Raw genomic sequence first — 22,358 nt, forward strand, 5'->3', positions numbered from 1 at the left:
AGCCCATGGAACGGGCCTACCAATACAACTATTCGCAGCTTAAACCCAGCGTTTTTGACATCCAGGGCCGTGAACGCAAAGCCAACACGATCGTTAAAGTTTGCCAGCACTTTTTGCAGACCCAGAAACTTGACCACCTTAGCCTGCTGGATGTCGGCAGCTCCAGTGGTATCATCGACAATCACCTGGCGAACTACTTTGGCCACGTAACCGGAATCGATATTGACGATCCGGCCATGGCCTTCGCACAGATGCAGTTCAACAAGCCCAATCTCGTCTATCAGCAAGGTGACGCCATGAACCTTGCATTCCCCGACTCACACTTCGACGTGGTAGTGTGCTCCCACGTTTACGAACATGTACCTGACGCAGGCACCTTGTTCGAAGAAATATATCGTGTGCTAAAGCCCGGCGGATTCTGTTATTTCTCGGGTAACAACAAGATCATGCTGATGGAACCACATCATCGCCTGCCCTTCCTTTCGCTCTTACCGCAATGGCTGGCTGACCGTTATATGCGGATCACAGGCAAGGGTTACCACTACCACGAAAAACATCTCGGCTACTGGTCACTAAAGCGACTATGCGATAACTTTGTTTTGCACGACTATTCTGCACGCGTTATTGAAACTCCCGAGGTATTCGGCGTCGAATACATGTTAACGCCGCGCTCGTTGAAGTGGCGGCTAGCAAATAGCATTGCCAATTTAGCCAAGTGGGCAACGCCCCATATCTGGCTTTTACAGCGTCCCGAAAATAATAACATGGCCTAATGTGACTAAAGATTTCTTACAGCGTCCCAATGTGCTACTGATTACTCGCAACTTACCACCACTAGTAGGCGGCATGGAACGCATGATGCACGAAGTGGTTCACGGGCTTGCGGAGTATGCGGACGTATCGGTAATCGGACCCCAAGGCTGTAGCCAATATTTGCCCAAGTCGGTCAACGTGCGGGAAGCTCCGAGTTCCCTGCTTGGATTTCTTCTAATCTCATCGCTTAAAGCTATCCGGATTTGCAGGGAGCAGAAATTCAGTATCATTATTGGCGGCAGTGGTCTTGTCGGCCCCAATCTTGTCCTTCTGAAAAAAGTCTTCAGGGTACGTACTGCGGTATTTCTTCATGGGCTCGACGTGATCGCACCTAGCCGTATCTACCAGGGAATATTCATTCCAAGCATTCGCCGGACCGACCGTATTTTTGCCAATAGCCGGAACACCTGCCGACTCGCTGCCGAACGCGATATCCCACAGAATAAAATGACGGTTATTAACCCCGGCTGCCACCCACCCGACCCGGCCGCACATTCTCGCGTGGAAGCCTTCCGTACAAAACACCGCCTGGGAGACAAGCTCTGTCTACTGTTTGTCGGGCGCATGACCGAGCGAAAAGGGCTTTCCCTATTCATCACCAATGCCCTGCCTGGCATTCTAGAGGAACATCCAGAGGCACTTCTTCTAATAGTCGGCGATGACGCCAGCGACGCCCTCAACAGTACCGGAGAAAAAGCTAAGGTATTACACAATCTTGACTTACTCACACCGGAACAACGAAGCCGGGTGCAGTTTCTTGGACAGGTCTGCGACGACGAGCTTAATACCAGCTATGCCACCGCCAGCGTTCATATCTTTCCGGTACTGGACATTCCAGGCGACGTGGAAGGGTTTGGCATGGTGGCGATTGAAGCTGCCTCTTATGGCACTCCGACCGTGGCGTTTGACGTTGGGGGAGTATCAGATGCAGTAGGCAAGCAAAACGGACAGTTAGTAGCGGCTGGAGATTACAACGCATTTAAAAGGGCCATAACTGACACCCTGCGAGACCCAGATAAACAGCACTACAACTGCAATGAAAACTCCAGCCACTCTACCTGGGCACAGTTCAATAGAGAGCTTCGCAACCAGGTAGAAAGCACTAGAGGAAGAAAAGCTGGGCGCTGAAACCTCGATATGAAGATAAACCCCCGAAACCCCATACACTGGCTGTTACTTGCGCTGCAAGGCGTTTATACACTGATCGGCGTCAGCACTAGAAAACTCCCCCGTCGAAATCATAAGCCACTAGTTATACTCTACGGCCACCAGCTATCCGGAAATTTGCTTGCACTTTACGAAGAATGGAAAAAAAGCCATCAAGAAAGCATGGATATGTTCTTTCTTGCATTAGATCCTTCTTATGCACGGGGCCTGGAAAAGAATGAAGTCAACGTTTTACGCTGTTACCGCTTAATCGACATGATCAGATCTACACGTTGCCAGGCGATGATCACCGATCATGGACTGCATGCCATGCAACCACTTCTTCGACTAACTAACATACGCTTTATCGACGTATGGCATGGGATTCCGTTTAAAGGCTTTGACCCTAAGGATTTTAAACTGCAACACCAATATGACGAAGTGTGGGTATCATCACCACTACTGAAAAAAATTTACATAGAAAAATTTGGCTTTCCCCCCAAGAAAGTGATTCCACTCGGTTATGCTCGTGCCGACAAACTGTTTCGACGCGATCCGCCAAAGGATGACATTCACACTCTTTTAGGGATCCAGAAAGGCAGACGCATTGTTCTCTACGCCCCCACTTGGCAGCAAGATGAGAAAGGTAGGACACTGTTCCCTTTTGGGGAGAGCCAGAATTCGTTTAATAGGGCGCTAGCAAACACCTGCAAAAACCACAATGCCACACTGGTAATTCGGGGCCATCTGAACACTAGTATACAGCCTTACCACATTGAAAATGTGGCTTTTTGCTCAATGAGAGACTATGAAGATACCGAAGAACTGTTACTACAGAGCGACGCCCTGATTTGTGATTGGTCATCAATTGCATTTGATTATTTAGCGCTTGAACGCCCAACAGTTTTTCTTGATATCCCCAACCCATTTCGCAATGGGTTCACGTTAAACAACGAATTTAGAGTAGGCTGCATTGTTAAAAGTACAAAAGAGCTGACTACTGAACTAGGAAAGCTACTAACTTCACCGAAAAAATTCACCAAAAAATACGGACGAACATACTCCAAAGCTTTGGCTGCAGTTTATGGACAGAACACGTACGGCAATGTAAGCCAACGACAGATAACACGACTTATTCGGCTATTACAAGACTAATACTCAATTTGCGAACTTATAGGTTTACAGCTATTGGTAAGCACTAGGGCTCAGCTCAGATGCTCTTGACAGAAGATTTCCACGTTCATAAGCATCCATATGTTCATTGCCGTACGATGATCGTTTTCGATCGCACTGCTTGAAACACATTTCTCAATTTCTTTACTGTTATATATCCCCCTTCCCTTAGCCTCGTTCGAAAGTAATGTGTCTTTAGCGAATTGCCTGAAATCCCCGCGAAACCAATTATGCAGTGGCACAGGAAAACCAACTTTACGTCGATACAGAATAGATTCGCTTAGCGATGATTGAAAAACCTTTTTGAGCAAGTACTTTGGAGTATCAAACTTCTCGCTAATCGTATCCGACAAGAAAGGCTCGCACGCCTCCTTGGACCACCCTTTTCGCCACCGAAGTTTGTAGTGTGCAGGGATATTTAGGGCAAACTCTACAACTCTATGGTCAACAAAAGGCACTCTACCTTCCACGCTTGCAGCCATAGTTGCATTATCAAGACGCTGAAGTAGTCCAGGCAAATGATGTTTTAAAAATACATAAGATATCTTTTCCTCATATGAAACTTTACCGTCAAGTTCTTTAAAGCAGCTAGCAAACTCTTCCCTAAGAGACGACTCGATTTTCCCTATGTCTAATTGGGAAGATAAAAATCTCTGCTTATCAGCGAACGAAGTGTAGCTATAACGAGATAAGAAATGATCTACTTCTTCATCAAAAGTGACCCGACCATAGTAAGCCATTGCTGCTTGCATGAATGTGGTGTGATTCTTCAGACAAGACCACTTATAAGTTGGCGACATACGCTCATAATCAAATGCAGACCGAAATAGCCGGCCGTAGCCCATAAACAACTCATCTGCCCCTTCCCCGGAAAGCACAACCGATACGTGTTGTTTAAGTTCAGTGGAAAGCTTCCAGATTGGCACCTCGTTGGGGACGGACAAAGGCGCTCCCTTAAGACGAATAAGTTCCCGCATACTCGACGCAAAATCATCAGAACTCTGGATAATCTCGCGGTGATTGGTTTGATACTTCTCAGCCACATCACGAGCAAACTCAAATTCATTAAACCCGGACTCATCATATCCAATGGTAAATGTATTGATATTACTACCGGAAAGTGCGGCCATAGTAGCTACGACTCCGCTAGAATCAACGCCACCCGAAAGGTAGGCTCCGACAGCCACATCAGATATCAATCGGTAGCGAACCGAACTCTGTATTAAACGTGCCAAATGCTCACGATAGTATCGCTCTCCTTTATCGTCTAATCGCCCCCTAGCAAACGACAAAGGATCCCAATAACACACTTTTTCGACTTTGTTTTTTTTGACAACAAGACGATAGCCAGGCTGCAAGCATTTCACCTGACCAAAAAAAGTTCTGTCTCCGATGGGATAACGAAAGGACAAATAGGAAGACAGGGCTTCTTCAGAAAGGTTTCCAGCGTCACATATTCTACGAAGAGAAGCAGTCGTGGATGAAAAGCTCACCCGAAAACCATCTACATTATAGTACAGCGGCTTAACGCCCAAACGATCTCTTACTATGTGAGCCTCACCTAGCTCTCTATCAACATAGCAAAAAGCAAACATTCCTATGCACTTCTGAACAAAATCAACCCCCTCAACTCTTAACCCATGCAATAGCACCTCAGTATCGCTCTGTGTAGTAAAACATACACCACGAGCTTCCAAATCACACCTCAGTTCTTTGTGATTATATATTTCGCCATTAAAAACTATAATGTACCTATCATTACAACACATTGGCTGGTTAGATCGTTGATCTAAATCGATAATACTCAGTCTACGATGCCCTAAAAGACACTCGCTAGACTGATAGATTCCCGAGCCATCCGGCCCTCGATGAGCCTGCATCTGAAGTGCCTCATCGAAAACCGCTCTACTCAACAACTGACTTTCTGAGCCAGAAAAATCAACAATTCCCTGAATTCCGCACATTGCTAGTGATATGCCACCTTGGGCTTTCTTTCTTGGCTTATTAGATCTCGAGTTGCCCCCACCAGACGCTCGCTGCTACCGGAATCTAAATACAAATTGTAGCGCTTACAGATGTCCTGTCTTTTCTCTGAGTAGTGGTCATCCTCTACTATCTCAACAATAGATTTCGCGAGAGATCTCCAATTATACGCGACAGGACCTGGGACGAGTGAAAGATAATCTTCGTAAAATCCCTGGTCAGAATTGGAGTATTTATCAAGATCAAACGGCGCAAACACGACCGGCCTATCAGTCAACAAATAATCAAAAAGAACGCTACTATAATCGGTTACTAGCACATCAAATCTGTCCAGCTCTTCATATACATCCTCTGATCGAAGTATATGTAGGTTCGAATATAGATCTATTTCAGAAAAAGATATCGCCATCTCTTCTAGAGTGAAATGATGTAGCTTGAAGTAAAAATGGACGCCATTTCTACTGAATAGGGTGTTTAACTCATCAGGATCAAAGCCATATTCTGAAAAAATCTTTAAACCCTGAAGCCTCCAAGTTGGCATATATACGACATTAGTCGCAGAAATATGATCGTTGGATTTCAAAGCTGCACGCTGCAACCAGAGATCGTTTTTCGGATATCCTAATATCCAAATATTCTCTACCTCAAGATTAAATGAGGCGCTTAAATTATCTGCCACCTTAGGTGAGGCGGCTAACATCTTGTGGCACGAAGTACGATTTTTGTAGAACGGAAAAGCAACGTAGTAGAGCTTTGCGAGCAGCCTCAATAAATAGCTTTGAATATAAACAGGACGCTGAACACCAACTCGCTTCAACGGAGAGCCATGCCACAACTGGATTTTAATTGTAGATGGGCTAGTCACGTAGTCATTGTAGTCCGATTCTGCTCGCCGAAAATTAGACATGAATACGCATGAAGCTCTCATACTCATCCAATAACCACGTAGAGAATAAGCCATAACAACCGGCATATCTCGCTCTTGAAGTTTCTCGAAAACAATTCGACTTTTTGTAACCCAACATGCATCAATACCCACATTCCTCTGACAAATCCACTCAAACAGATATCGCGAATTTTCAGCATAGGCAACCCCTTGACGACAACCAAACAGCCAAAGACGCTGATTTTTTGGCACAAAATACGACACGCAGTATAGAGGCAAGTTAAGTAGTGCTACAGGCACACGCAACAAATACAAAGACGTCGCGCCATAGGCGAATATAAACAGAACACATACTAAAAAGCCCAAGAAGCCACCCCAATAAATCGGGATCTCTACAACATTGGCAACAAGGCAACCACACATTGCACCAACGACAGCAAGCCAAGCATAGTTTGAAGCTAGTAGTTTTCGCTCCTCTATAGAACTATACGCCGGAAAAAACTTCCTATTGCCAAAGCACTTAACGATCACTTTTCTATTCCTTATTATCGCCCCCCCTACGCTCCTCTAATATTTCATTTATCTTTGTTGAGGACGTGGTTTTTGTGTACGGAAAGTACACAACCCTGACGCCAACTGAGTCAAATTTTCTTTGAATCACTTCCCACTTCTCTGTTCTATACCAATCATCCCCGACAAACATAACGTCAAACCTTAGCTTCTCCCAAGCCTCAAATTTATTCATCTGCTCTTGGGCAATAACAACATCGACACAATCAATGCTTCGAACGATTTCCATTCTCTCCTCAAAGGGAATTACAGCTTTTTTTTTCTTATAAGCCATCAACAACTCATCATCGGTGACACCTACAATTAGTCGATCACACATTGCTTTGGCATTTCTGAGAATATTCAGGTGCCCAATATGAAATAGGTCAAAAACCCCTGTTGTGTAGCCAACTATCATTTCTTTCCTCCGATAAATTCAAGTTCTCGAAAACACTCAATTCAACGCTGATGAGTAATAAGAGGATGCCTTTTACCCTTTCTTTCGTACTGTATATCGACTAGCTCATCACATTGCACTAGCGAAGCTTCACGATGACTTATCAACACTATCGTTTTCATTCCATACAGTTCTCTCACAGAGGCCCCCAGACTATCTTCGGTTTCTCCGTCAAGCGCGCTAGTCGCTTCATCTAACAGCAATATCACTGGATTCCGGTAGAGAGCCCTAGCTATACCTACCCTTTGACACTGCCCTCCCGATAGGCGTACACCTCGGTCACCAACCATAGTGTCATAGCCGGCCTCAAGCTCACTCAATACAAATTCATGTAGCTGGGCTGCTCTTGCGGCGCGCTCGACGCGTGGCATATTTATATCAGGCAGCGGGACCCCGAATGCGATATTCTCCTTAATGCTTGCATCAGCCAGGTAGATGTGTTGAGGCACATAACCGACGGAACGCTGCCAACTTTGAATGTTTTCTGGCCCTAAAGGAGTTCCGTCAATCAACACCTCTCCACTTTGCGGCGTAAGCAATCCAAGTAGAACATCCATCAGAGTACTTTTTCCTGAGCCACTTTTTCCAACAATCCCTACGCAAGAATTTACAGGTATTGTCAGGTTAAAATTCTCCAGTACGGGCTTATCACTAGCAGTCGGATATGCATATCGGACATCGCTAATTTTGATCTCCTTTGAAAGGGCCATTGGGGAATTTGAGGACGTCTCAATTGCAGACGGAAGAGCCAGATCCTCATATATTGCATCCAGCGACGCCATGTTGAATTTTAGTTTCGCGAAACCTCGAAACATAATCTGTGCGGCGGGCAGCATGCGATATGCAGAAAATCCATAGAGACCCAAAATAGGCAATACATAAGCTATGTCATCAGATCTTATTAGGAGCACAAGTGCGATAACTATCAGGCCGCCGTATGCTGCGGCCTCAACTAAGTAGAGTGGCGACTGGTTTAGCGTTTCGTTTGCAGCCGTGTGCCTCGAAAATAGCCTTGACGAAATATCAAACTTTCTCTGATAGGAGGACGTTGACTGCGTGACCTTAACATCTTTAATACCGCCCAGAACCTCACTACAGGCTTGATATCGTTTGCCATTTGCTTCGCGACGTTCCTTTCCAATCCCCTCCAGCCAGGTACGAAAAACTCGGTAAATTACGACATAAATCAGCACCACAAACCCAACAATACCGACCGCCATAAGTGGGTCATACAACAGGATCAGAAATCCCATACATACAACAATGGCGCCTTGTGCTACTAGCTGCGAAAGCGGCTTTATAAGCTCGAAAACGAGTTGATCTACTTCTGAGAGCACATTCTTCGAGAGCACAGCCGGGTTCCTATCCAGAAAAAATTCATATGGCTGCTGTAGATATTTAGAAAGTAAACGGGCGCTCAGTATATGTCGTTGCAAGTGAACAAACCGGTTAATCAAATGCTGTGTGACGATTTTAAATGCTGACGAGCCAACCACCAGTATAATAGAGGCCAACCCAAGTGCCACGACGAAATCCTGATTGCTAGTGAAGTCCAGATAATCGTACGCCGCCGATAACACGGGGTTCTCTTCTATTACTTCTGGCCTGCCCAATACTGATAAGAAAGGGGTAATTGACAAAACTCCCAGCGTTTCGACACCGGCCATCACCACTACCAGTAACAGCATCCACAGCACTTTGCGGCGCTCACTTGGTAGAAAAATTCGCCACAATTTGTTTAGGGAATCAATCATATCGCAGTTGATTTGCGGCCAGAGGCCGTCACCTCCTCCAGACCTTCGAATTGTTGTTATAATCACATCACATTTCCGCAAGCCTCGTAAGCCATGCCTGCAAAAAAGCCCAAATCATCTTTTACCGAGACCATCAGCCTGCTGGATGCCATTGTCACCAGGCTGGAAGACTCTAACACCTCTCTGGAGGAATCCCTCGTTAGTTTCGAGGAGGGCGTCCAGTTGCTGCGTCAGGCCCAGGGAGACCTTTCCTATGCAGAGCAGAGAGTGCAAACCCTGCTGGATCATCCTAAGCCTGGGAACAACGACTCCTCTGAAGACGAGCCAACTGAATGAGAACGGATTTCCTAGCCCACTTGGAGCGGTGGCGCAAATGGAATGTACAAGCTAGTATGAATGCATACGCGAGTACGACGTCTACCGCACTAAATAACTGTGTGCACTATGCACTAGCCGGCGGTGGAAAACGCCTCCGCCCCATTCTCGTCGCTGCTAGTTGCAATACGATCAGCGGAACAACCAGCCCCAAAGCTCCCGCCACCGCCCTCGAACTCATCCACACCTACTCCCTAATCCACGACGACCTCCCCGCCATGGACGACGATGACCTGCGTCGGGGCAAGCCCACCCTGCACAAGGCCTTCGACGAGGCCACCGCTATCCTGGTGGGCGATGGCCTGCAGGCCCGCGCCTTTGAGCTGATCGCCGACGCGCCGGATCTGTCCGCTGAGCAGAAGGTGCGCATGATCAAGGTGCTCGCCGAGGCCTCTGGCTTCAACGGCATGGTTGGCGGACAGTATGTCGACATCCAGTCGACCGGTAAAGACCTGACGTTGGATGAGCTCAAGGCCATGCACGCGATGAAAACCGGGGCGCTGATCCGGGCTTCGGTGGCGCTGGGGGGCATTGCCGCCGGGGCGACCGAGGAGCAGCTTGCTGCGCTGGATCGCTATGCCGGGCATATCGGCCTGGCCTTCCAGGTGGTGGACGACATCCTGGATGTGGAGGGGGATACCGCGACTCTGGGCAAGACCGGGGGCAAGGATGCCGAAGCGGACAAGGCGACTTATGTGAAGTTACTGGGGCTGGACGGCGCCAAGGCGGAGGCGGCGCGCTTGCTGACCGAGGCGCTGGCGGCGCTGGACGGCTTTGGCGAGTCGGCGGATATGTTGCGGGAGTTGGGGCGGTATATTGTGGAGAGGGAGTATTAGGTGGTTGAGACTAGGTCTCGCCGTGGCGGGCCACCCGCCGGCCGCCGCCCAGCGCAGCGATAACAAAAGGGGGTGGCGAGGTAGGATGGCCGAATGAATGACCCGAAAAGAGGGGCCCGCTGTCGGCCCCCTACAGGCTACTCCCGGTCTTCGAACAGATGCCCCAGCTTGGCGCCCTTGGTCTGCAGGTACTTCTCGTTGTGGGGGTTGCAGGCCGTGTGCAGGGGTATCCGCTCCACGATTTCAACACCCGCGGCTTCCAGGGCGGCCACTTTGCGGGGGTTGTTGGTCATCAGCCGCACCTTCTGAATCTTCAGGTGCTCCAGCATCGGCTTGAGAATGGTGTAATCGCGCATATCGGCGCCGAAGCCGAGCTGTTCATTGGCCTCGACGGTGTCGGCGCCGGCGTCCTGGAGCTTGTAGGCCTTGATTTTGTTGAGCAGGCCGATGCCGCGGCCCTCCTGGCGCAGGTAGAACAAAGCGCCCCGTCCGGCCTCTGAAATGGCCTTGAGGGCGGCTTCGAGCTGGTTGCCGCAGTCGCAGCGCATGCTGAACAGGGCATCGCCGGTCAGGCACTCGGAGTGGATACGGGCCAGCACGGGCTCGCCATCGGAGACGTCGCCCATGGTCAGCACCACGTGCTCTTTGTTGGCCTGGGGATCCTCGAAGCCGTGGATATCGAATACGCCCCAGGCGGTGGGGAGGCGGGAGGATTCTACGTAGCGTGTGGTCACTCTGGGGCCTTGGGTACTCAAAAGGGCGCCCATTCTACCACTTTGCGAAAGCTGTGCGAGTTCACCACTGCCGGGACAGCGACAGCACCCCGTTGCTCTCCCGCATCTCCACGTGCTCCAGGTAGGTCATCCCCAGCAGGATGGTGGAGGGAAAACTGCCCCCGGTCACCGTGGCGCGCACGTTGTCCACCCGGATTCCCCCCACGTCGATGCTCTGCAAAGTGACTGTCCAGGCGTCGATAACGTTGCTGGCGGTTTCCAGCCGCGAGGGCTGTCCGGCGCGAAAATCGACCCCCAGGGCAGCGGCGTGGCTGGCGTTCATCGCCACCACATTGGCGCCGGTGTCCACCAGTACCTGGGTGCTGCGGCCGTTGATGGTGGCGGTGGTGCGGTATTGCATGCGGGCGTTGCGGGGGATATCCACCCGGCGGGTGCTGGGTTCGCGGTAGGCGCCGGTGATGCGCTGGTGCAGGCCCAGGGTCTGGCGCACACCGTTCACTTCCACCACCGCGGCCCTGGAGTCCGCACTGACCAGGGTGACGCCGGCGTGGCTCTGGCCGGCCTTGAGGGTCTTGCGTGCGCCGTCGATGGTGATCACTGCCGTATTGGGTAGCAGGGCCTCTACCACCAGTGTAGTGGCCAGGGCGGGCATGCCGATGGCCAGTAGCAGGCCAAGCAGTAGTTTCGATACAGCGCGCTTCACGCAACCCCCTTTTGTGAGCTGGAGTCATTATAGCCTCCGTCGGGCATGGCGTTGAACAGATTTGATGTGTACACGAAAGCGGTATAGGGGCAGGCTATACTCACTGTTTCCAGGAGCGTAATATGGCTGACATCGCTTTTGATACGTTGCAGTATGCCAGAAGCCTCAAGGCAGCCGGCGTACCGGAACAGCAGGCGGAGGTTCAAGCGGAGCTGATGGGCAAAGCGTTTGGCTATTATGTCGGTGAGCTGGTAACCAAAGATTACCTGGATGCACGGCTGCAACAAATGGATGCCCACGTCGAAGCCCGCTTTGCCGAGCAGAATAACCGTATCGATGCCATGTTCAATAAGCTCGAAAGCCAGCTAAGGCTGCACAATTGGATTTTGGCAATCCTGACTGCCGCGGTACTGCTTCCCAATATTAGATCGTTGCTTGGTTGAGTCGCGTTAATTAAGTATCCAGGCGGCCGAGTGCAACACCGCGCACGCCATCGCCCCCGCCACCACGTCATCGATCATAATCCCCAGCCCGCCGTGTACCCGCTTGTCCAGCCAGCCGATGGGCCAGGGCTTGGCGATATCGAACAGCCGGAACAGCACAAAACCCGCCAACACCCACTGCCAACCCAGTGGCACGGCCCACAGGGTGATCCAGTAGCCCACGAACTCGTCCCACACGATGCCGGGGTGGTCGTGCACACCCAACTGCTTGCTGGCGCGATCGCATAGCCAGACACCAAATACGAAGGTCAGGGCAATGAACAGGCTGTACCAGGCCAGCGGCAGCGCCGCCACCGCGAGGTAGAGCGGGATGGCGACCAGGGTGCCCATGGTACCCGGGGCCTTCGGAGACAGGCCGCTGCCGAAGCCGAAGGCGAGGAACTGGATGGGGTTGGTGATGGCGACGGGGTTGGTGGATGGCATGCGGGCAGTGTAACGGGATTTAAAAATGCTGGTAACCCACCGGGCCCGCCAAATCCAGGCCGCAGTCCACCCCTTCCCCGGCCTCGACGCGGCCAATGCGGGTACAGCCGGCGGGCAACTCCGCCCCGGGCGGCAGGGTAAAGCACAGCTCGTAGTCGTCGCCACCGCTCAGGGCCCAACGCAGGGCCTGCTCGCGGTCCGGGAGGGCCTGCAGGGCCGGCGAGAGCGGCAGTAATTGCGGGTCGATTACCAGTTTTGCGCCACTGGCGGCGGCAATATGGCCGGCGTCCGCCACCAGGCCATCGGAGATATCGATGGCGGCGGTGGCGGTATCGAGCAGCTCCAGACCCAGGGCCAGGCGCGGTGTCGGCCGGTAATAGCGCCGCTCCAGGTAATCCCCCTGCTCCGGATCGCCGCGCCAGTCGCCGCTCACCACGGCGAGGCCGGCCGCGCCATCCCCCAGGGTGCCGCTGACGCATAGGCTGTCCCCCACCGCGGCGCCGCCACGCAACAGGGCTTTGCCCCCCGGCAGGGCGCCAAATACCTGCACGGCGATGCACAAGGACCCCCGGGTGGTATCGCCGCCCACCAGGGGCAGGTCGAAATCGGTCACCGCCGCGGCCAGGCCCTCGCTGAAGGCACGCAACCACAGCTCGTCGACCACCGGCAGGGTGATGGCCAGCGTCATGCCCAGGGGCCGGGCACCCATCGCGGCGAGGTCCGAGGCCGCCACCGCCACGGCGCGATAGGCCAGGTCCTCCGGAAAGGCGTCTTCGGGGAAATGCACGCCCTCCACCACGGTATCCACCGAGGTGGCCAGGCGCGCCCCCGGCGGCAGGCGCAGGATGGCGCAGTCGTCCCCCACTCCCAGGTCCACGGCGTCGCCGCGACCCAGGGCGGAGAAATAGCGATAGATCAGGTCAAATTCGGAAAGCGCCATGGGCCAGGCTAGGAACCTGCGTCCACTTCCACCTTGCGCAGCTCGCGGGCGGCCTTGTCCAGCACGCCGTTGATGTATTTGTGGCTGTCGGTGGCGCCAAATTTCTTGGCCAGGGCCACGGCCTCGTTGATCACCACCCTGTAGGGTACGTCCAGGCGATGGGCGAGCTCCCAGGTCCCCATGCGCAACAGGGTGCGCTCAATCGGGTCCAGCTCGTTCAGGTCGCGGTCGATCAACGGGGTCAGGATATCCTCCAGCGCGTCCACCTGTGCCGGGACGCCGTGCAGCAGGGCGTGGAAGTAGTCGCTATCCACGTGACGGAAGTCGTAATCGGTGCGGAACTCGGCCTCGATCTCGTTCAGGGGCGCCTGGGCCATGTGCCACTGGTACAAGGCCTGCATACCGTAGTGGCGGGCCTTGCGGCGCTCGGCGGCAAGGGTGTTGTGGGCTTGCTTGCTCACCGGGGCTCAGTCCAGCTCGGCCAGCAGGCTGACCATTTCCAGCGCGGACAGGGCCGCCTCGGCGCCCTTGTTGCCGGCCTTGGTGCCCGAGCGCTCCACCGCCTGTTCGATGGAATCCACGGTCAGCACCCCGAAAGACACCGGAATGCCGCACTCCATGCTCACCTGGGCAATGCCCTTGGTGCACTCGCCGGCCACATACTCAAAGTGGGGCGTGCCGCCGCGGATCACCGCGCCCAGGGCGATAATGGCGTCGTAGTTACCGCTCTTGGCGACTTTCTGGCACACCAGCGGGATTTCGAAGGCGCCAGGGGCGCGCACGACGGTCAGCTGCTTTTCGCTGACGCCGTGGCGGCGCAGGGCATCCACGGCCCCCTCCAGCAGGTGTTCCACCACGAAGCTGTTCCAGCGACCAACCACCAGGGCGTACTTGCCCGAGGTGTGGGTGAAGTTGCCTTCTACGGTTTTGATGTTTTGCATATTGGTTCCTGAGTGTCGCACTGGCGAGAATGAATGGCCCGAAAAGAGGGGCCGTTGTCCGCCCTACCGGGGACCTTGCCCCAACCCGTTTTGTTGGCGGAATGAATTCCGCCCTACAGGAGACGCTGCCCCAACCTGTTTTGTTGGCGGAATGAATTCCGCCCTACAGGGGACCTTGCCCCAAACTGTTTTGTTGGCGGAATGAATTCCGCCCTACAGGGGGCGCTGCCCCAACCCGCTTGCTGGCGGAATGAATTCCGTCCTGCGGAGGCCCGTGCCCATCCCTTGTAGGGTCGAATTTATTCGACCAAAAAGCCGGCCTCAACCCGGCTCAATATGATCCAGCACCTCCAGATCAAAGCCTGAAATGGCATTGTACTTAACCGGAGCCCCCATCAGGTGGATTTTACCCACCCCCAGATCCTTGAGGATCTGGGAGCCCAGACCCACGGTAGTATAGGTGTCCTGCGGCGACGGGGGCGCGGGCTCCTCGCCCATGGCCATGTCGATGCTGGCCAACAGCTGCTCGCTGCTCTCCTCATTGGCCAGCAGCACGATCACCCCGCGGTCCTCCCGGGCCACGTGGGCCAGGCATTTACCCAGGCTCCAGGACGGACGGCCGGGCAGTTCGCTGGTCACCAGGTCGCGCAGGGCGGCCGCCACGTGCACCCGCACCGGGGTGGGTTCGTCGGCGCGAATCGCGCCCCGGGACAGGGCCAGATGGACCTCGCCGGCGGTCTGGTCGCGGTAGGCGGTAAGGCGAAACTCGCCGTGGGCGGTCTGGATCACGCCGTCGCGGATGCGGCGGATGGTGCGCTCATTGGCCAGGCGGAAGTGGATCAGGTCGGCGATGGTGCCGATCTTGAGCTGGTGCTGTTCGGCGAACTCCACCAGCGCCGGTCCGTCGGCCAGCTCCCCCGCGGGGGTCAGGATATCGGCGATCACCGCCGCCGGCAGCAAACCGGCCAAGCGGGCGTAATCGGAGGCCGCCTCGGTGTGGCCGGCCCGGGTGAGCACGCCGCCGGGCATTGCGGTCAGCGGGAAAATATGGCCCGGCTGGACGATGTCCGCCGCCACCGCGTGGGGCGCCACGGCCACCTGCACGGTGCGCGCCCGGTCCGCCGCCGAAATACCGGTGTCGATGCCCTCGGCGGCCTCGATGGACAGGGTGAAATTGGACTTCTCGCCGTGGGCCTTGGCCACCATCGGCGGCAGGTCCAGCTGGCGGCAGCGATCCTCGGTGAGGGTCAGGCACACCAGGCCCCGCGCCTGCCGGGCCATGAAATTCACATGGCCGGCGTCGCAGTGCTCCGCGGCCACCATCACCACGCCCTCGTTGTGGCTGTCGGCATCGTCGTCCAACAGCACCACCATACGCCCCTGGCGTATATCGCTGATCAATTCGTCGACGGTGTTAACTTGCATAGAATGTCCTTGTGGGCCGCTGGCGACGGGCGCTCAGCGACGTAAAAAACCGTGTTCCGCCAGGGTGTCGAGGCTCAGGCCGCCGGCGCCCGGCTCGGCCGCCGCCTCGCCCAGTACCAGGCGCTCGAGGTAGCGGGCGATTACGTCCACCTCCAGGTTCACGCGGCTGCCCGGGCGGTAACTGCCGAAGATGGTTTCCTGCATGGTCTGGGGGATGATATTGAGGTCGAACTCGGCGCCGTTGACCGCGTTGACCGTCAGGCTGGTGCCGTCCACGGTGATGCTGCCCTTGTGGGCGATGTATTTGGCCAGTGGGGCGGGCGCGCGCAATACAAAACGGATGGAACGGCCGTCCTCACTGCTGCTGACAACCTCGCCAACGCCATCCACATGGCCAGAGACGATGTGCCCGCCCAGCCGGCTGGCGGGGGTGAGGGCTTTCTCGAGATTCACCCGCGACCCCACTTCCAGGCCGCCCAGGGTGGTGAAATCCAGGGTCTCACGGGACACGTCCGCCCAGTAGCCATCCCCCGGCAACTCGGTGACGGTCAGGCACACGCCATTGGTGCTGATGCTGTCCCCCAGGGCCACGTCGTCCAGGGGCAGCTCTCCGCTGCGCACGCGCAGGCGCAGGTCGCCCCCGCTGGGTTGCAGCGCGGCGATCTCGCCTACGGCCTGGACAATGCCTGTGAACATAGCGTGGTTCCGTTGTCTGTGTGTCTGTTGCCGGTCCTGGTCGCGGGGCATTTTTTGCGCCGGTTCTGCGCCGGGTGGTATTTGGTCGAATGAATTCGACCCTACACCTGATAGTGCGCTCCTGCCGCGGTATTTGGTCGAATGAATTCGACCCTACACCTGATAGCGCGCTCCTGCCGCGGCGTTTGGTCGAATGAATTCGACCCTACACCCGATAGTGCGCTCCTGCCGCGGTATTTGGTCGAATGAATTCGACCCTACACCCGATAGTGCGCTCCTGCCGCGGCGTTTGGTCGAATGAATTCGACCCTACAGGGCCAGGGTAAAGCGCCAGTCGGCGCCTACCTGCCGCAGGTCCTTTACCGCCAGCGGCACCTTTTCGCCCATCGTCTCCAGCGGCAGGTGTAGCAGCGGATTGGCACTGCTGCCCATCAGTACCGGCGCCATGTAGACGACCAACTCGTCGAGCAGCCCCGCCCGCAGCAGGGCTCCCGCCAGGCGCGGGCCAGATTCTACCAGAATTTCGTTGCATTGCCGCGCGGCCAGGGCATCCATCAGGGCATCCAGGGCCAGGCCCCGCTCCGCGGCGGGCAATACCAGCCGCTCCACCTTTAGCGCCTCCGGCACCACGGCCGACTCACCGTGGCACAACAGGGTCGGTGCCCCGGCATCCAGAACCTTTGCCCCGGGGGGCGTTTTCAGCGCGGGGTCCACCACCACGCGCAGGGGCTGGCGGGCACTGGCGCGAGCGGCCTCGGCCTCGTTCATGCCGAGCTCCGCCGCGCGCACGGTCAGGGAGCAGTCGTCGGCCAGCACCGTACCCACGCCGGTGACAATGGCGCAACTTGCCGCGCGCAGGCGCTGTACATCCCGCCGCGCCGCCGGGCCGGTAATCCACTGGCTTTCCCCGGAGGCCATGGCGGTGCGCCCGTCCAGTGACATCGCCAGCTTGGCCCTCACCCGGCCACGGCCGCGGCGCATGCGGGCGCAAAAACCGGGAATCACCCGCTCCGCGTCGGCCTCCAGCAAGCCGCACCTGGCATCGACCCCGGCCGCGCGCAGCATTGCCAGGCCGCGCCCCGCCACCAGGGGGTTGGGGTCCTCCATGGCGGCCACCACGCGCACGACACCGGCGGCGATCAGCGCCTCGGCGCAGGGGCCGGTCTTGCCGTGGTGGCTACAGGGTTCGAGCGTGACATAGGCGGTGGCGCCGCGGGCGTCGCCGGCCGCGCGCAGGGCCTCGATCTCGGCGTGGTTGCCGCCGGCGGGCTGGGTGAAGCCCTCGCCGATCACCCGTCCATCACGCGCCAGTACGCAACCGACATGGGGATTGGGCATGGCCGAGTAGCGGCCCCGGCGGGCGAGCTGCAGCGCGCGCGCCATCATTCGGGTGTCGAAGGCGGCGTCCACGGAAACTCAGGCGGGCTTGCTGTCGCGGGCGGAGTCGGATTCCAGCAGTTCGATGGCGTCGCGGAATTCGGCGATGTCCTGGAAGCTGCGGTACACCGAGGCAAAGCGCACGTAGGCCACCTGATCCAGCTGCTTGAGGCTGTCCATGACCAGCTCGCCCAGGTCGCGGGAGTTCACCTCGCGCTCGCCGGTGGCCCGCAGGTCGTGCTTGATCTGGTTGATCGCCGCCTCGATATCCTCCACCGACACCGGCCGCTTTTCCAGCGCGCGCTGCAGGCCCGCCCGCAACTTGCTCTCGTCGAAGGGCTGCCGGTTGCCGTTTTGCTTGATCACGCGCGGCATCACCAGCTCGGCCACCTCGTAGGTGGTAAAGCGCTCCTTGCAACTCAGGCACTCGCGACGGCGGCGCACCTGGTCGCCCTCGGCAACCAGGCGGGAGTCGATGACCTTGGTGTCATCGGCGGCGCAAAATGGGCAGTGCATGGCCTTTCCCTCGGGTTAAGGCGCTGAAGACTAACATATTTCCGACCCCCAGACGGCCCATTCGCGACAACTGTGGAAAATGACCGCTACCGGCCAGGGCAACGGCCACAGTCAGGCGACATCGAGCTTGCGAGGTGTAGCGGATGCTCCCCGCCTCGAAGTGCGGGCCCGGCAACCGCCTTCGGGGACGCCCCTCAGGCGCGGCGACGGCTTGTGAACAGGTAGAGCGCGGTACCGATGGCGGCCAGCGCCAGGGCCATGCCCCAGGCCGTGGCGGAAGCCTGGCTGAGGAGCGCGAGGCACAGCAGCAGACCCAGCGCGGGAATGAACCAGCCGCCCGGCAGCGGCAAGCCCCCCGCTTCCTCCCCGGCCTCGGCCCGCAGTCGCGGCAGCGACAACAATACTGCCGCGTAGGTGACCAGCCGCACCAGGGTACTCACCACCGCCAGGGTGACGAAGCTGCCGGTGACCGCCAGCAAAATGGCGCCGGCGCCGTAGAAGGCAATGGAATTGGCTGGTGTGTGGAAGCGCGGATGCACCCGCCCGAACCAGGCCGGCAACCCCTTCTCCAGCGACAGCGCGTAACTCAGGCGCGGCGCCCCCAACACCGAGGCGGAGCAGTTACCGGCGATGGAGGCCACTGCCGCCACCGCCATCACCGTCGCGCCGGTGGTGCCCCACATCACGCTGGCGGCGTCCACCAGCGGCTGCGAACTCGCGGACAGCTCCGGCAGCAGCGACAGGGCCACCCACTGAATCAGGAAGTACAGCAACGAAATCAGCACCACGGTGGCGATGATCGCCACCGGAATATCCCGCGCCGGCCGCCGGCCCTCCCCGGCCGGGATCACCGCGTTTTCAAAACCGACGAAGGCGTAGATCAACAACAGCAGCGTCTCGCCCAAGGTGGGCAGCGGTGGCAGGGTGGCTCCCCCGAGCAGACCCGGCTCGGCATGGGCCAGGCCCAGACCGGCGAAAAACAGCAACGGCAACACCTTGAACACGCTCAGCAGGTACACAACCCCCATACCCGCGCGCACGCCAACGATGTTGAGCCCGGTCAGGGCCGCAATCACCAGCGCGATCGCCAGCTGCCGCGGCAAGCCGCTCTCCAGCGCCGGCAGGAACCAGGCGGCATAGGTCACCAGCAGGACCGTATTGGCGGCCATTGCCACCAGCCGGCTGATGTACAGCAGCCAGCCCACCTGGAAGCCCGCGAAGGCGCCGTGGGCCCGGGCCACGTAAACAATGGGGCCGCCGGTAGCGGACACCAGGCTGGCGGCCCGGGCGAACCCCAATACCACGGTCATGATGATCAACGCACAGAGCAGGAACAGCCAGGGGCTGAAATCCCCCACCCGTTGCGCGGCCACCGCCGGCAGGCCAAATATGCCGGCGCCAATCACGCCGTTCAAGGCCAGCAGGGCGTAACCCGGCGCGCCCACCACGCGGCGCAACTGCTCGCTCGCGGCCGGGGCGTGGGATTGAGTGTCGTGCATGGCCAAGTCCTGTATCGCCGATGGTGTTCACATTAACGCGAGCCGCGCGGCACGCCCAGTCCGGCGATCGCCCTTCGAAACGCCACCGGGGCGCACCAGCGGAACCGGCTTTTTTTGCTATGCTGCCTCCACACACCGAACCGGAGACGACCATGACCCGTCAGCCCCTGTTGCGCCCTCTCCATTTCGCACTGCGCCTGGCCATCGCCCTCTCCCTGCTGGCGGGGAGCGCGGCCCAGGCCCAGAAGACCGCCAAACCCATCCTGCACGGCAAGCACTGGGTGGCGGTCACCGGCAAGCCCCTCGCCGCCACCGCCGGGGCATTGATGTTCGCCCGCGGCGGCAACGCGGTGGACGCCGCCTGCGCCATGCTCGGCGCCACCTCCACCATGTGGGACGTGCTCAGCTGGGGCGGCGAGACCCAGGCCCTGATCTACAACCCCGAAACCGGGGAGGTGAAGGGCATCAATGCCCTGGGGGTCGCGCCGACCGGGGCGACGCCGGAGTACTTCCAGGAGCGGGGCATGGTCTACCCGCCGGAATACGGCCCCCTGGCGGCGGTCACCCCCGGCACCCCCGGCGGCCTGATGGTAATGCTGGCGGAATACGGCCGCCTGAGCCTGGCGGAGGTGCTCGAACCGTCGATGCAAATGGCCGCCGGCTATCCCATCGAGGCCTCCCAGGCGGACAACATCGAGAACAAACGCGAGATCATCGAGCGCTGGCCCGACTCCACCCGGGTATTCCTGCCCCACCTCGACCCCGACAACCCCGGACAGCGCGCGGCGCCCCGTCCCGGCGAGCTGTTCCGCCAGCCGGACCTGCTGGCCACCCTGCACAAGCTGGTGGATGCCGAGGCCGAGGCCCTGGCCGCGGGCAAGAACCGCAAGCAGGCCATCTACGCCGCCTACGACCGCTTCTACCGCGGCGACATCGCGGCGGAGATCGTGCGCGCCAACCGCGAGCACGGGGGCCTGTTCACCGCGGCGGACCTGGCCGACTGGCAGGTGCATATCGAGGAGCCGGTAAGCACCAACTACAAGGGCATCGACGTCTACAAGCTCACTACCTGGGTGCAGGGCCCGGCGATGCTGCAGGCGCTGAACATCCTCGAGCCCATGGACCTGAAGGGCATGGGCTACAACAGCGCCCAATACATCCACACGCTGTACCAGGCGATGAACCTGGCCTTCGCCGACCGCGATTTCTACTACGGCGACCCCTACCTGCCGCCGAAGGAGCCGGTGGCCGGCCTGCTGTCCAAGGAGTATGCCGCCAAGCGGCGCGCCGAGATGCCCGCCGAGCGCAACAACCCGGAGGCCCGCCCGGGCGACCCCTACCCCTTCCAGGGAGAGAAAAATCCGTTCAGGGAGCTGCTGGAGCAGTGGACGCCGATCCCGCCGGCGGCGGAGGCGGAGGGCGCCGAGGGCTTCCAGCAGGCGAGCCTGGACATGTCGGGCGACGAGGCCTTTCTCGCCGGCACGACCTCGATCCAGGCGGCGGACGCCGACGGCTGGGTGGTGTCGGTGACCCCCTCGGGGGGCTGGATTCCGGCCTTCGTGGCGGGCAATACGGGCATCGGCCTGTCCCAACGCATGCAGAGTTTTGTCCTGGACGAGCGCCTGAACCCCTTCAATGTGGTGGCCCCGGGCAAGCGCCCCCGGGCAACCCTGACCCCGAGCCTGGCGCTGAAGGACGGCGCGCCGCTGATGGCCTTTTCGGTCCAGGGCGGGGACACGCAGGACCAGAACTTGCTGCAATTCTTCCTGAATATGGTGGAGTTTGGCATGAACGTGCAGCAAGCTGCCGAGGCGCAGAATATCACCAGCTTCCAGATGCAGAGCTCCTTCGGCGCCCACCGGTCGGAGCCGGGGCGGCTGCAGGTGACCCACCAGGTGTCGCCCTACAACCGGGCTCGGCTGGAGCAGATGGGCTATTCAGTGGAGACCGTGGAGCGCACCTACAGCCCAATCACGGCGATCTGGTTTGACCGGGAACAGGGGACAATGCAGGGGGGCGCGTCGGATTACGGGGACGACTACGGGATAGCGTGGTAGCCGCGCGTCACCAGGCGGGCGCCAACATTGCGCGAATGTTCTTGTCCATGGGCAGTTGCACGTTGCTGGCGCCGAGCACCACGTTGTCGCTGCTGCGGACAATGCGAACATTGAGGTAAACCATGGACTCAGCCCGGGCATAGGTTCCGATCAGCACCGCCTGGGCATCGTGGCTGGCCGAGAGCCTGCCGATGTCCCGGGACAGTATCAGTTCGCCCGTGCTTTCCTGGATAAACAGGCTGTTGCGCATTTTGACTTCGATCACCGGGAGCCCCGCTCTTGTCAGGCCGGTGGCGAACATTTCTGCAAGCGCGCGCCCCAGGGTCGAGGATTCCTGCAGGTTATCGATGTTGACAAAGGTCGCCGCGAGAATGGTGCTGCCCTGCAACCCTGTCGCGCTGGCTACCAGGTCGGCCGCGGCGCCGTTCATCAGGTTGACGACGTCCGCTTCCCGCGGCGCCGCATAGGTGGGCGCGCCGCCCTGGTTGGCGCACGCCGCAAGCAGCACGACTGCCACAATCGCCGCGACGGTGTATTTTGCACGTTGAATCAGACTTGGAATCATCTCGGCA

At 57.8% G+C, this 22,358-nt stretch carries 23 protein-coding genes; 7 read left to right on the forward strand and 16 right to left on the reverse strand.

Annotated elements, in window-relative coordinates; all coding sequences use genetic code 11:
* The first annotated feature begins 5 nt into the window (after window positions 1-5).
* From JYP50_RS02680 to JYP50_RS02690, 3 genes are all read left to right on the forward strand, one after another.
* The gene (locus JYP50_RS02680) at window positions 6-773 is read left to right on the forward strand and encodes a class I SAM-dependent methyltransferase (RefSeq protein WP_206558931.1); all 768 of its coding nucleotides are present in this window, start codon (window positions 6-8) and stop codon (window positions 771-773) included.
* Between the two features lie 73 nt (window positions 774-846).
* Window positions 847-1,941 (forward strand): glycosyltransferase family 4 protein, encoded by a 1,095-nt coding sequence (locus tag JYP50_RS02685; RefSeq protein ID WP_206558932.1) that lies wholly within the window; start codon window positions 847-849, stop codon window positions 1,939-1,941.
* 9 nt (window positions 1,942-1,950) lie between these two features.
* Complete coding sequence (locus JYP50_RS02690; protein ID WP_206558933.1) at window positions 1,951-3,114, forward strand: CDP-glycerol glycerophosphotransferase family protein; 1,164 nt, start codon at window positions 1,951-1,953, stop codon at window positions 3,112-3,114.
* A gap of 50 nt (window positions 3,115-3,164) precedes the next feature.
* Here the strand turns inward: JYP50_RS02690 and asnB are convergent, their stop codons facing one another.
* The 4 genes from asnB to JYP50_RS02710 are packed head-to-tail and all read right to left on the reverse strand — an operon-like array spanning window position 3,165 to window position 8,761.
* Window positions 3,165-5,096, reverse strand: coding sequence for an asparagine synthase (glutamine-hydrolyzing) (gene asnB, locus JYP50_RS02695; RefSeq protein ID WP_206558935.1), 1,932 nt, complete (start codon window positions 5,094-5,096; stop codon window positions 3,165-3,167).
* Between the two features lie 2 nt (window positions 5,097-5,098).
* Window positions 5,099-6,532 (reverse strand): CDP-glycerol glycerophosphotransferase family protein, encoded by a 1,434-nt coding sequence (locus tag JYP50_RS02700; RefSeq protein WP_206558936.1) that lies wholly within the window; start codon window positions 6,530-6,532, stop codon window positions 5,099-5,101.
* Window positions 6,533-6,536: 4 nt separating this feature from the next.
* A complete protein-coding gene (locus JYP50_RS02705) occupies window positions 6,537-6,968 on the reverse strand; it encodes an adenylyltransferase/cytidyltransferase family protein (RefSeq protein ID WP_206558938.1) in 432 nt (143 codons plus the stop codon).
* Between the two features lie 41 nt (window positions 6,969-7,009).
* Window positions 7,010-8,761, reverse strand: a complete 1,752-nt coding sequence (locus tag JYP50_RS02710) for an ABC transporter ATP-binding protein (protein ID WP_206558939.1) — start codon at window positions 8,759-8,761, stop codon at window positions 7,010-7,012.
* A gap of 93 nt (window positions 8,762-8,854) precedes the next feature.
* On the opposite strand from JYP50_RS02710, the gene xseB reads away from it, so the two are divergent.
* Complete coding sequence (gene xseB / locus JYP50_RS02715; RefSeq protein WP_206558940.1) at window positions 8,855-9,097, forward strand: exodeoxyribonuclease VII small subunit; 243 nt, start codon at window positions 8,855-8,857, stop codon at window positions 9,095-9,097.
* 56 nt (window positions 9,098-9,153) lie between these two features.
* Entirely contained in the window at window positions 9,154-9,972 is an 819-nt protein-coding gene (locus tag JYP50_RS02720) for a polyprenyl synthetase family protein (RefSeq protein ID WP_241262770.1), read from the forward strand.
* A gap of 137 nt (window positions 9,973-10,109) precedes the next feature.
* Here the strand turns inward: JYP50_RS02720 and ribA are convergent, their stop codons facing one another.
* Window positions 10,110-10,706, reverse strand: a complete 597-nt coding sequence (ribA, locus tag JYP50_RS02725) for a GTP cyclohydrolase II (protein ID WP_206558943.1) — start codon at window positions 10,704-10,706, stop codon at window positions 10,110-10,112.
* Window positions 10,707-10,767: 61 nt separating this feature from the next.
* Window positions 10,768-11,409 (reverse strand): TIGR02281 family clan AA aspartic protease, encoded by a 642-nt coding sequence (locus JYP50_RS21945; RefSeq protein ID WP_206558944.1) that lies wholly within the window; start codon window positions 11,407-11,409, stop codon window positions 10,768-10,770.
* Between the two features lie 122 nt (window positions 11,410-11,531).
* Between JYP50_RS21945 and JYP50_RS02735 the strand changes: the two genes are divergently transcribed.
* The gene (locus JYP50_RS02735; protein ID WP_206558945.1) at window positions 11,532-11,852 is read left to right on the forward strand and encodes a hypothetical protein; all 321 of its coding nucleotides are present in this window, start codon (window positions 11,532-11,534) and stop codon (window positions 11,850-11,852) included.
* 6 nt (window positions 11,853-11,858) lie between these two features.
* Here JYP50_RS02735 and JYP50_RS02740 read toward each other — a convergent pair whose 3' ends face one another.
* The 9 genes from JYP50_RS02740 to JYP50_RS02780 all read right to left on the reverse strand — a co-directional run bounded on the left by JYP50_RS02740 (window position 11,859) and on the right by JYP50_RS02780 (window position 19,729).
* Window positions 11,859-12,335, reverse strand: a complete 477-nt coding sequence (locus JYP50_RS02740; RefSeq protein ID WP_206558946.1) for a phosphatidylglycerophosphatase A family protein — start codon at window positions 12,333-12,335, stop codon at window positions 11,859-11,861.
* A 19-nt stretch (window positions 12,336-12,354) separates the two neighbouring features.
* Complete coding sequence (thiL, locus tag JYP50_RS02745) at window positions 12,355-13,275, reverse strand: thiamine-phosphate kinase (RefSeq protein ID WP_206558947.1); 921 nt, start codon at window positions 13,273-13,275, stop codon at window positions 12,355-12,357.
* A gap of 8 nt (window positions 13,276-13,283) precedes the next feature.
* Entirely contained in the window at window positions 13,284-13,736 is a 453-nt protein-coding gene (gene nusB, locus JYP50_RS02750; protein ID WP_206558948.1) for a transcription antitermination factor NusB, read from the reverse strand.
* Between the two features lie 6 nt (window positions 13,737-13,742).
* Window positions 13,743-14,216 carry a 6,7-dimethyl-8-ribityllumazine synthase gene (gene ribH, locus JYP50_RS02755; protein WP_206558949.1) on the reverse strand — a complete coding sequence of 158 codons (474 nt, stop codon included), beginning with the start codon at window positions 14,214-14,216 and terminating at the stop codon, window positions 13,743-13,745.
* Between the two features lie 321 nt (window positions 14,217-14,537).
* Entirely contained in the window at window positions 14,538-15,641 is a 1,104-nt protein-coding gene (gene ribB / locus JYP50_RS02760; protein WP_206558950.1) for a 3,4-dihydroxy-2-butanone-4-phosphate synthase, read from the reverse strand.
* Between the two features lie 33 nt (window positions 15,642-15,674).
* Window positions 15,675-16,337 (reverse strand): riboflavin synthase, encoded by a 663-nt coding sequence (locus JYP50_RS02765; protein WP_206558951.1) that lies wholly within the window; start codon window positions 16,335-16,337, stop codon window positions 15,675-15,677.
* A gap of 309 nt (window positions 16,338-16,646) precedes the next feature.
* Complete coding sequence (gene ribD, locus JYP50_RS02770; protein ID WP_347136712.1) at window positions 16,647-17,747, reverse strand: bifunctional diaminohydroxyphosphoribosylaminopyrimidine deaminase/5-amino-6-(5-phosphoribosylamino)uracil reductase RibD; 1,101 nt, start codon at window positions 17,745-17,747, stop codon at window positions 16,647-16,649.
* A gap of 6 nt (window positions 17,748-17,753) precedes the next feature.
* Complete coding sequence (gene nrdR / locus JYP50_RS02775; protein ID WP_206558952.1) at window positions 17,754-18,230, reverse strand: transcriptional regulator NrdR; 477 nt, start codon at window positions 18,228-18,230, stop codon at window positions 17,754-17,756.
* Window positions 18,231-18,424: 194 nt separating this feature from the next.
* On the reverse strand, window positions 18,425-19,729 hold the full coding sequence (locus JYP50_RS02780) for an APC family permease (RefSeq protein WP_206558953.1): 1,305 nt from the start codon (window positions 19,727-19,729) through the stop codon (window positions 18,425-18,427).
* Between the two features lie 152 nt (window positions 19,730-19,881).
* Here JYP50_RS02780 and JYP50_RS02785 point away from each other — a divergent pair, with 152 nt between their 5' ends.
* Window positions 19,882-21,786, forward strand: coding sequence for a gamma-glutamyltransferase family protein (locus tag JYP50_RS02785; RefSeq protein ID WP_206558954.1), 1,905 nt, complete (start codon window positions 19,882-19,884; stop codon window positions 21,784-21,786).
* A 7-nt stretch (window positions 21,787-21,793) separates the two neighbouring features.
* Here the strand turns inward: JYP50_RS02785 and JYP50_RS02790 are convergent, their stop codons facing one another.
* Window positions 21,794-22,351, reverse strand: coding sequence for a FlgO family outer membrane protein (locus JYP50_RS02790; protein WP_206558955.1), 558 nt, complete (start codon window positions 22,349-22,351; stop codon window positions 21,794-21,796).
* Window positions 22,352-22,358 lie beyond the last annotated feature (7 nt).

Origin of the sequence: Parahaliea mediterranea (assembly GCF_017255185.1) — a bacterium.
GTDB lineage: Bacteria > Pseudomonadota > Gammaproteobacteria > Pseudomonadales > Halieaceae > JAFKCZ01.

What these genes read in the sequence shown, in the direction of transcription:
- JYP50_RS02680 (WP_206558931.1), top strand. Translation starts at nt 6, where the DNA reads ATGGAACGGGCCTACCAATACAACTATTCGCAGCTTAAACCCAGCGTT.
- JYP50_RS02685 (WP_206558932.1), top strand. Translation starts at nt 847, where the DNA reads ATGGAACGCATGATGCACGAAGTGGTTCACGGGCTTGCGGAGTATGCG.
- JYP50_RS02690 (WP_206558933.1), top strand. Translation starts at nt 1,951, where the DNA reads ATGAAGATAAACCCCCGAAACCCCATACACTGGCTGTTACTTGCGCTG.
- asnB (WP_206558935.1), bottom strand. Translation starts at nt 5,096, where the DNA reads ATGTGCGGAATTCAGGGAATTGTTGATTTTTCTGGCTCAGAAAGTCAG.
- JYP50_RS02705 (WP_206558938.1), bottom strand. Translation starts at nt 6,968, where the DNA reads ATGATAGTTGGCTACACAACAGGGGTTTTTGACCTATTTCATATTGGG.
- JYP50_RS02710 (WP_206558939.1), bottom strand. Translation starts at nt 8,761, where the DNA reads ATGATTGATTCCCTAAACAAATTGTGGCGAATTTTTCTACCAAGTGAG.
- xseB (WP_206558940.1), top strand. Translation starts at nt 8,855, where the DNA reads ATGCCTGCAAAAAAGCCCAAATCATCTTTTACCGAGACCATCAGCCTG.
- JYP50_RS02720 (WP_241262770.1), top strand. Translation starts at nt 9,154, where the DNA reads ATGAATGCATACGCGAGTACGACGTCTACCGCACTAAATAACTGTGTG.
- JYP50_RS02735 (WP_206558945.1), top strand. Translation starts at nt 11,532, where the DNA reads ATGGCTGACATCGCTTTTGATACGTTGCAGTATGCCAGAAGCCTCAAG.
- JYP50_RS02740 (WP_206558946.1), bottom strand. Translation starts at nt 12,335, where the DNA reads ATGCCATCCACCAACCCCGTCGCCATCACCAACCCCATCCAGTTCCTC.
- thiL (WP_206558947.1), bottom strand. Translation starts at nt 13,275, where the DNA reads ATGGCGCTTTCCGAATTTGACCTGATCTATCGCTATTTCTCCGCCCTG.
- ribH (WP_206558949.1), bottom strand. Translation starts at nt 14,216, where the DNA reads ATGCAAAACATCAAAACCGTAGAAGGCAACTTCACCCACACCTCGGGC.
- ribB (WP_206558950.1), bottom strand. Translation starts at nt 15,641, where the DNA reads ATGCAAGTTAACACCGTCGACGAATTGATCAGCGATATACGCCAGGGG.
- JYP50_RS02765 (WP_206558951.1), bottom strand. Translation starts at nt 16,337, where the DNA reads ATGTTCACAGGCATTGTCCAGGCCGTAGGCGAGATCGCCGCGCTGCAA.
- nrdR (WP_206558952.1), bottom strand. Translation starts at nt 18,230, where the DNA reads ATGCACTGCCCATTTTGCGCCGCCGATGACACCAAGGTCATCGACTCC.
- JYP50_RS02780 (WP_206558953.1), bottom strand. Translation starts at nt 19,729, where the DNA reads ATGCACGACACTCAATCCCACGCCCCGGCCGCGAGCGAGCAGTTGCGC.
- JYP50_RS02785 (WP_206558954.1), top strand. Translation starts at nt 19,882, where the DNA reads ATGACCCGTCAGCCCCTGTTGCGCCCTCTCCATTTCGCACTGCGCCTG.
- JYP50_RS02790 (WP_206558955.1), bottom strand. Translation starts at nt 22,351, where the DNA reads ATGATTCCAAGTCTGATTCAACGTGCAAAATACACCGTCGCGGCGATT.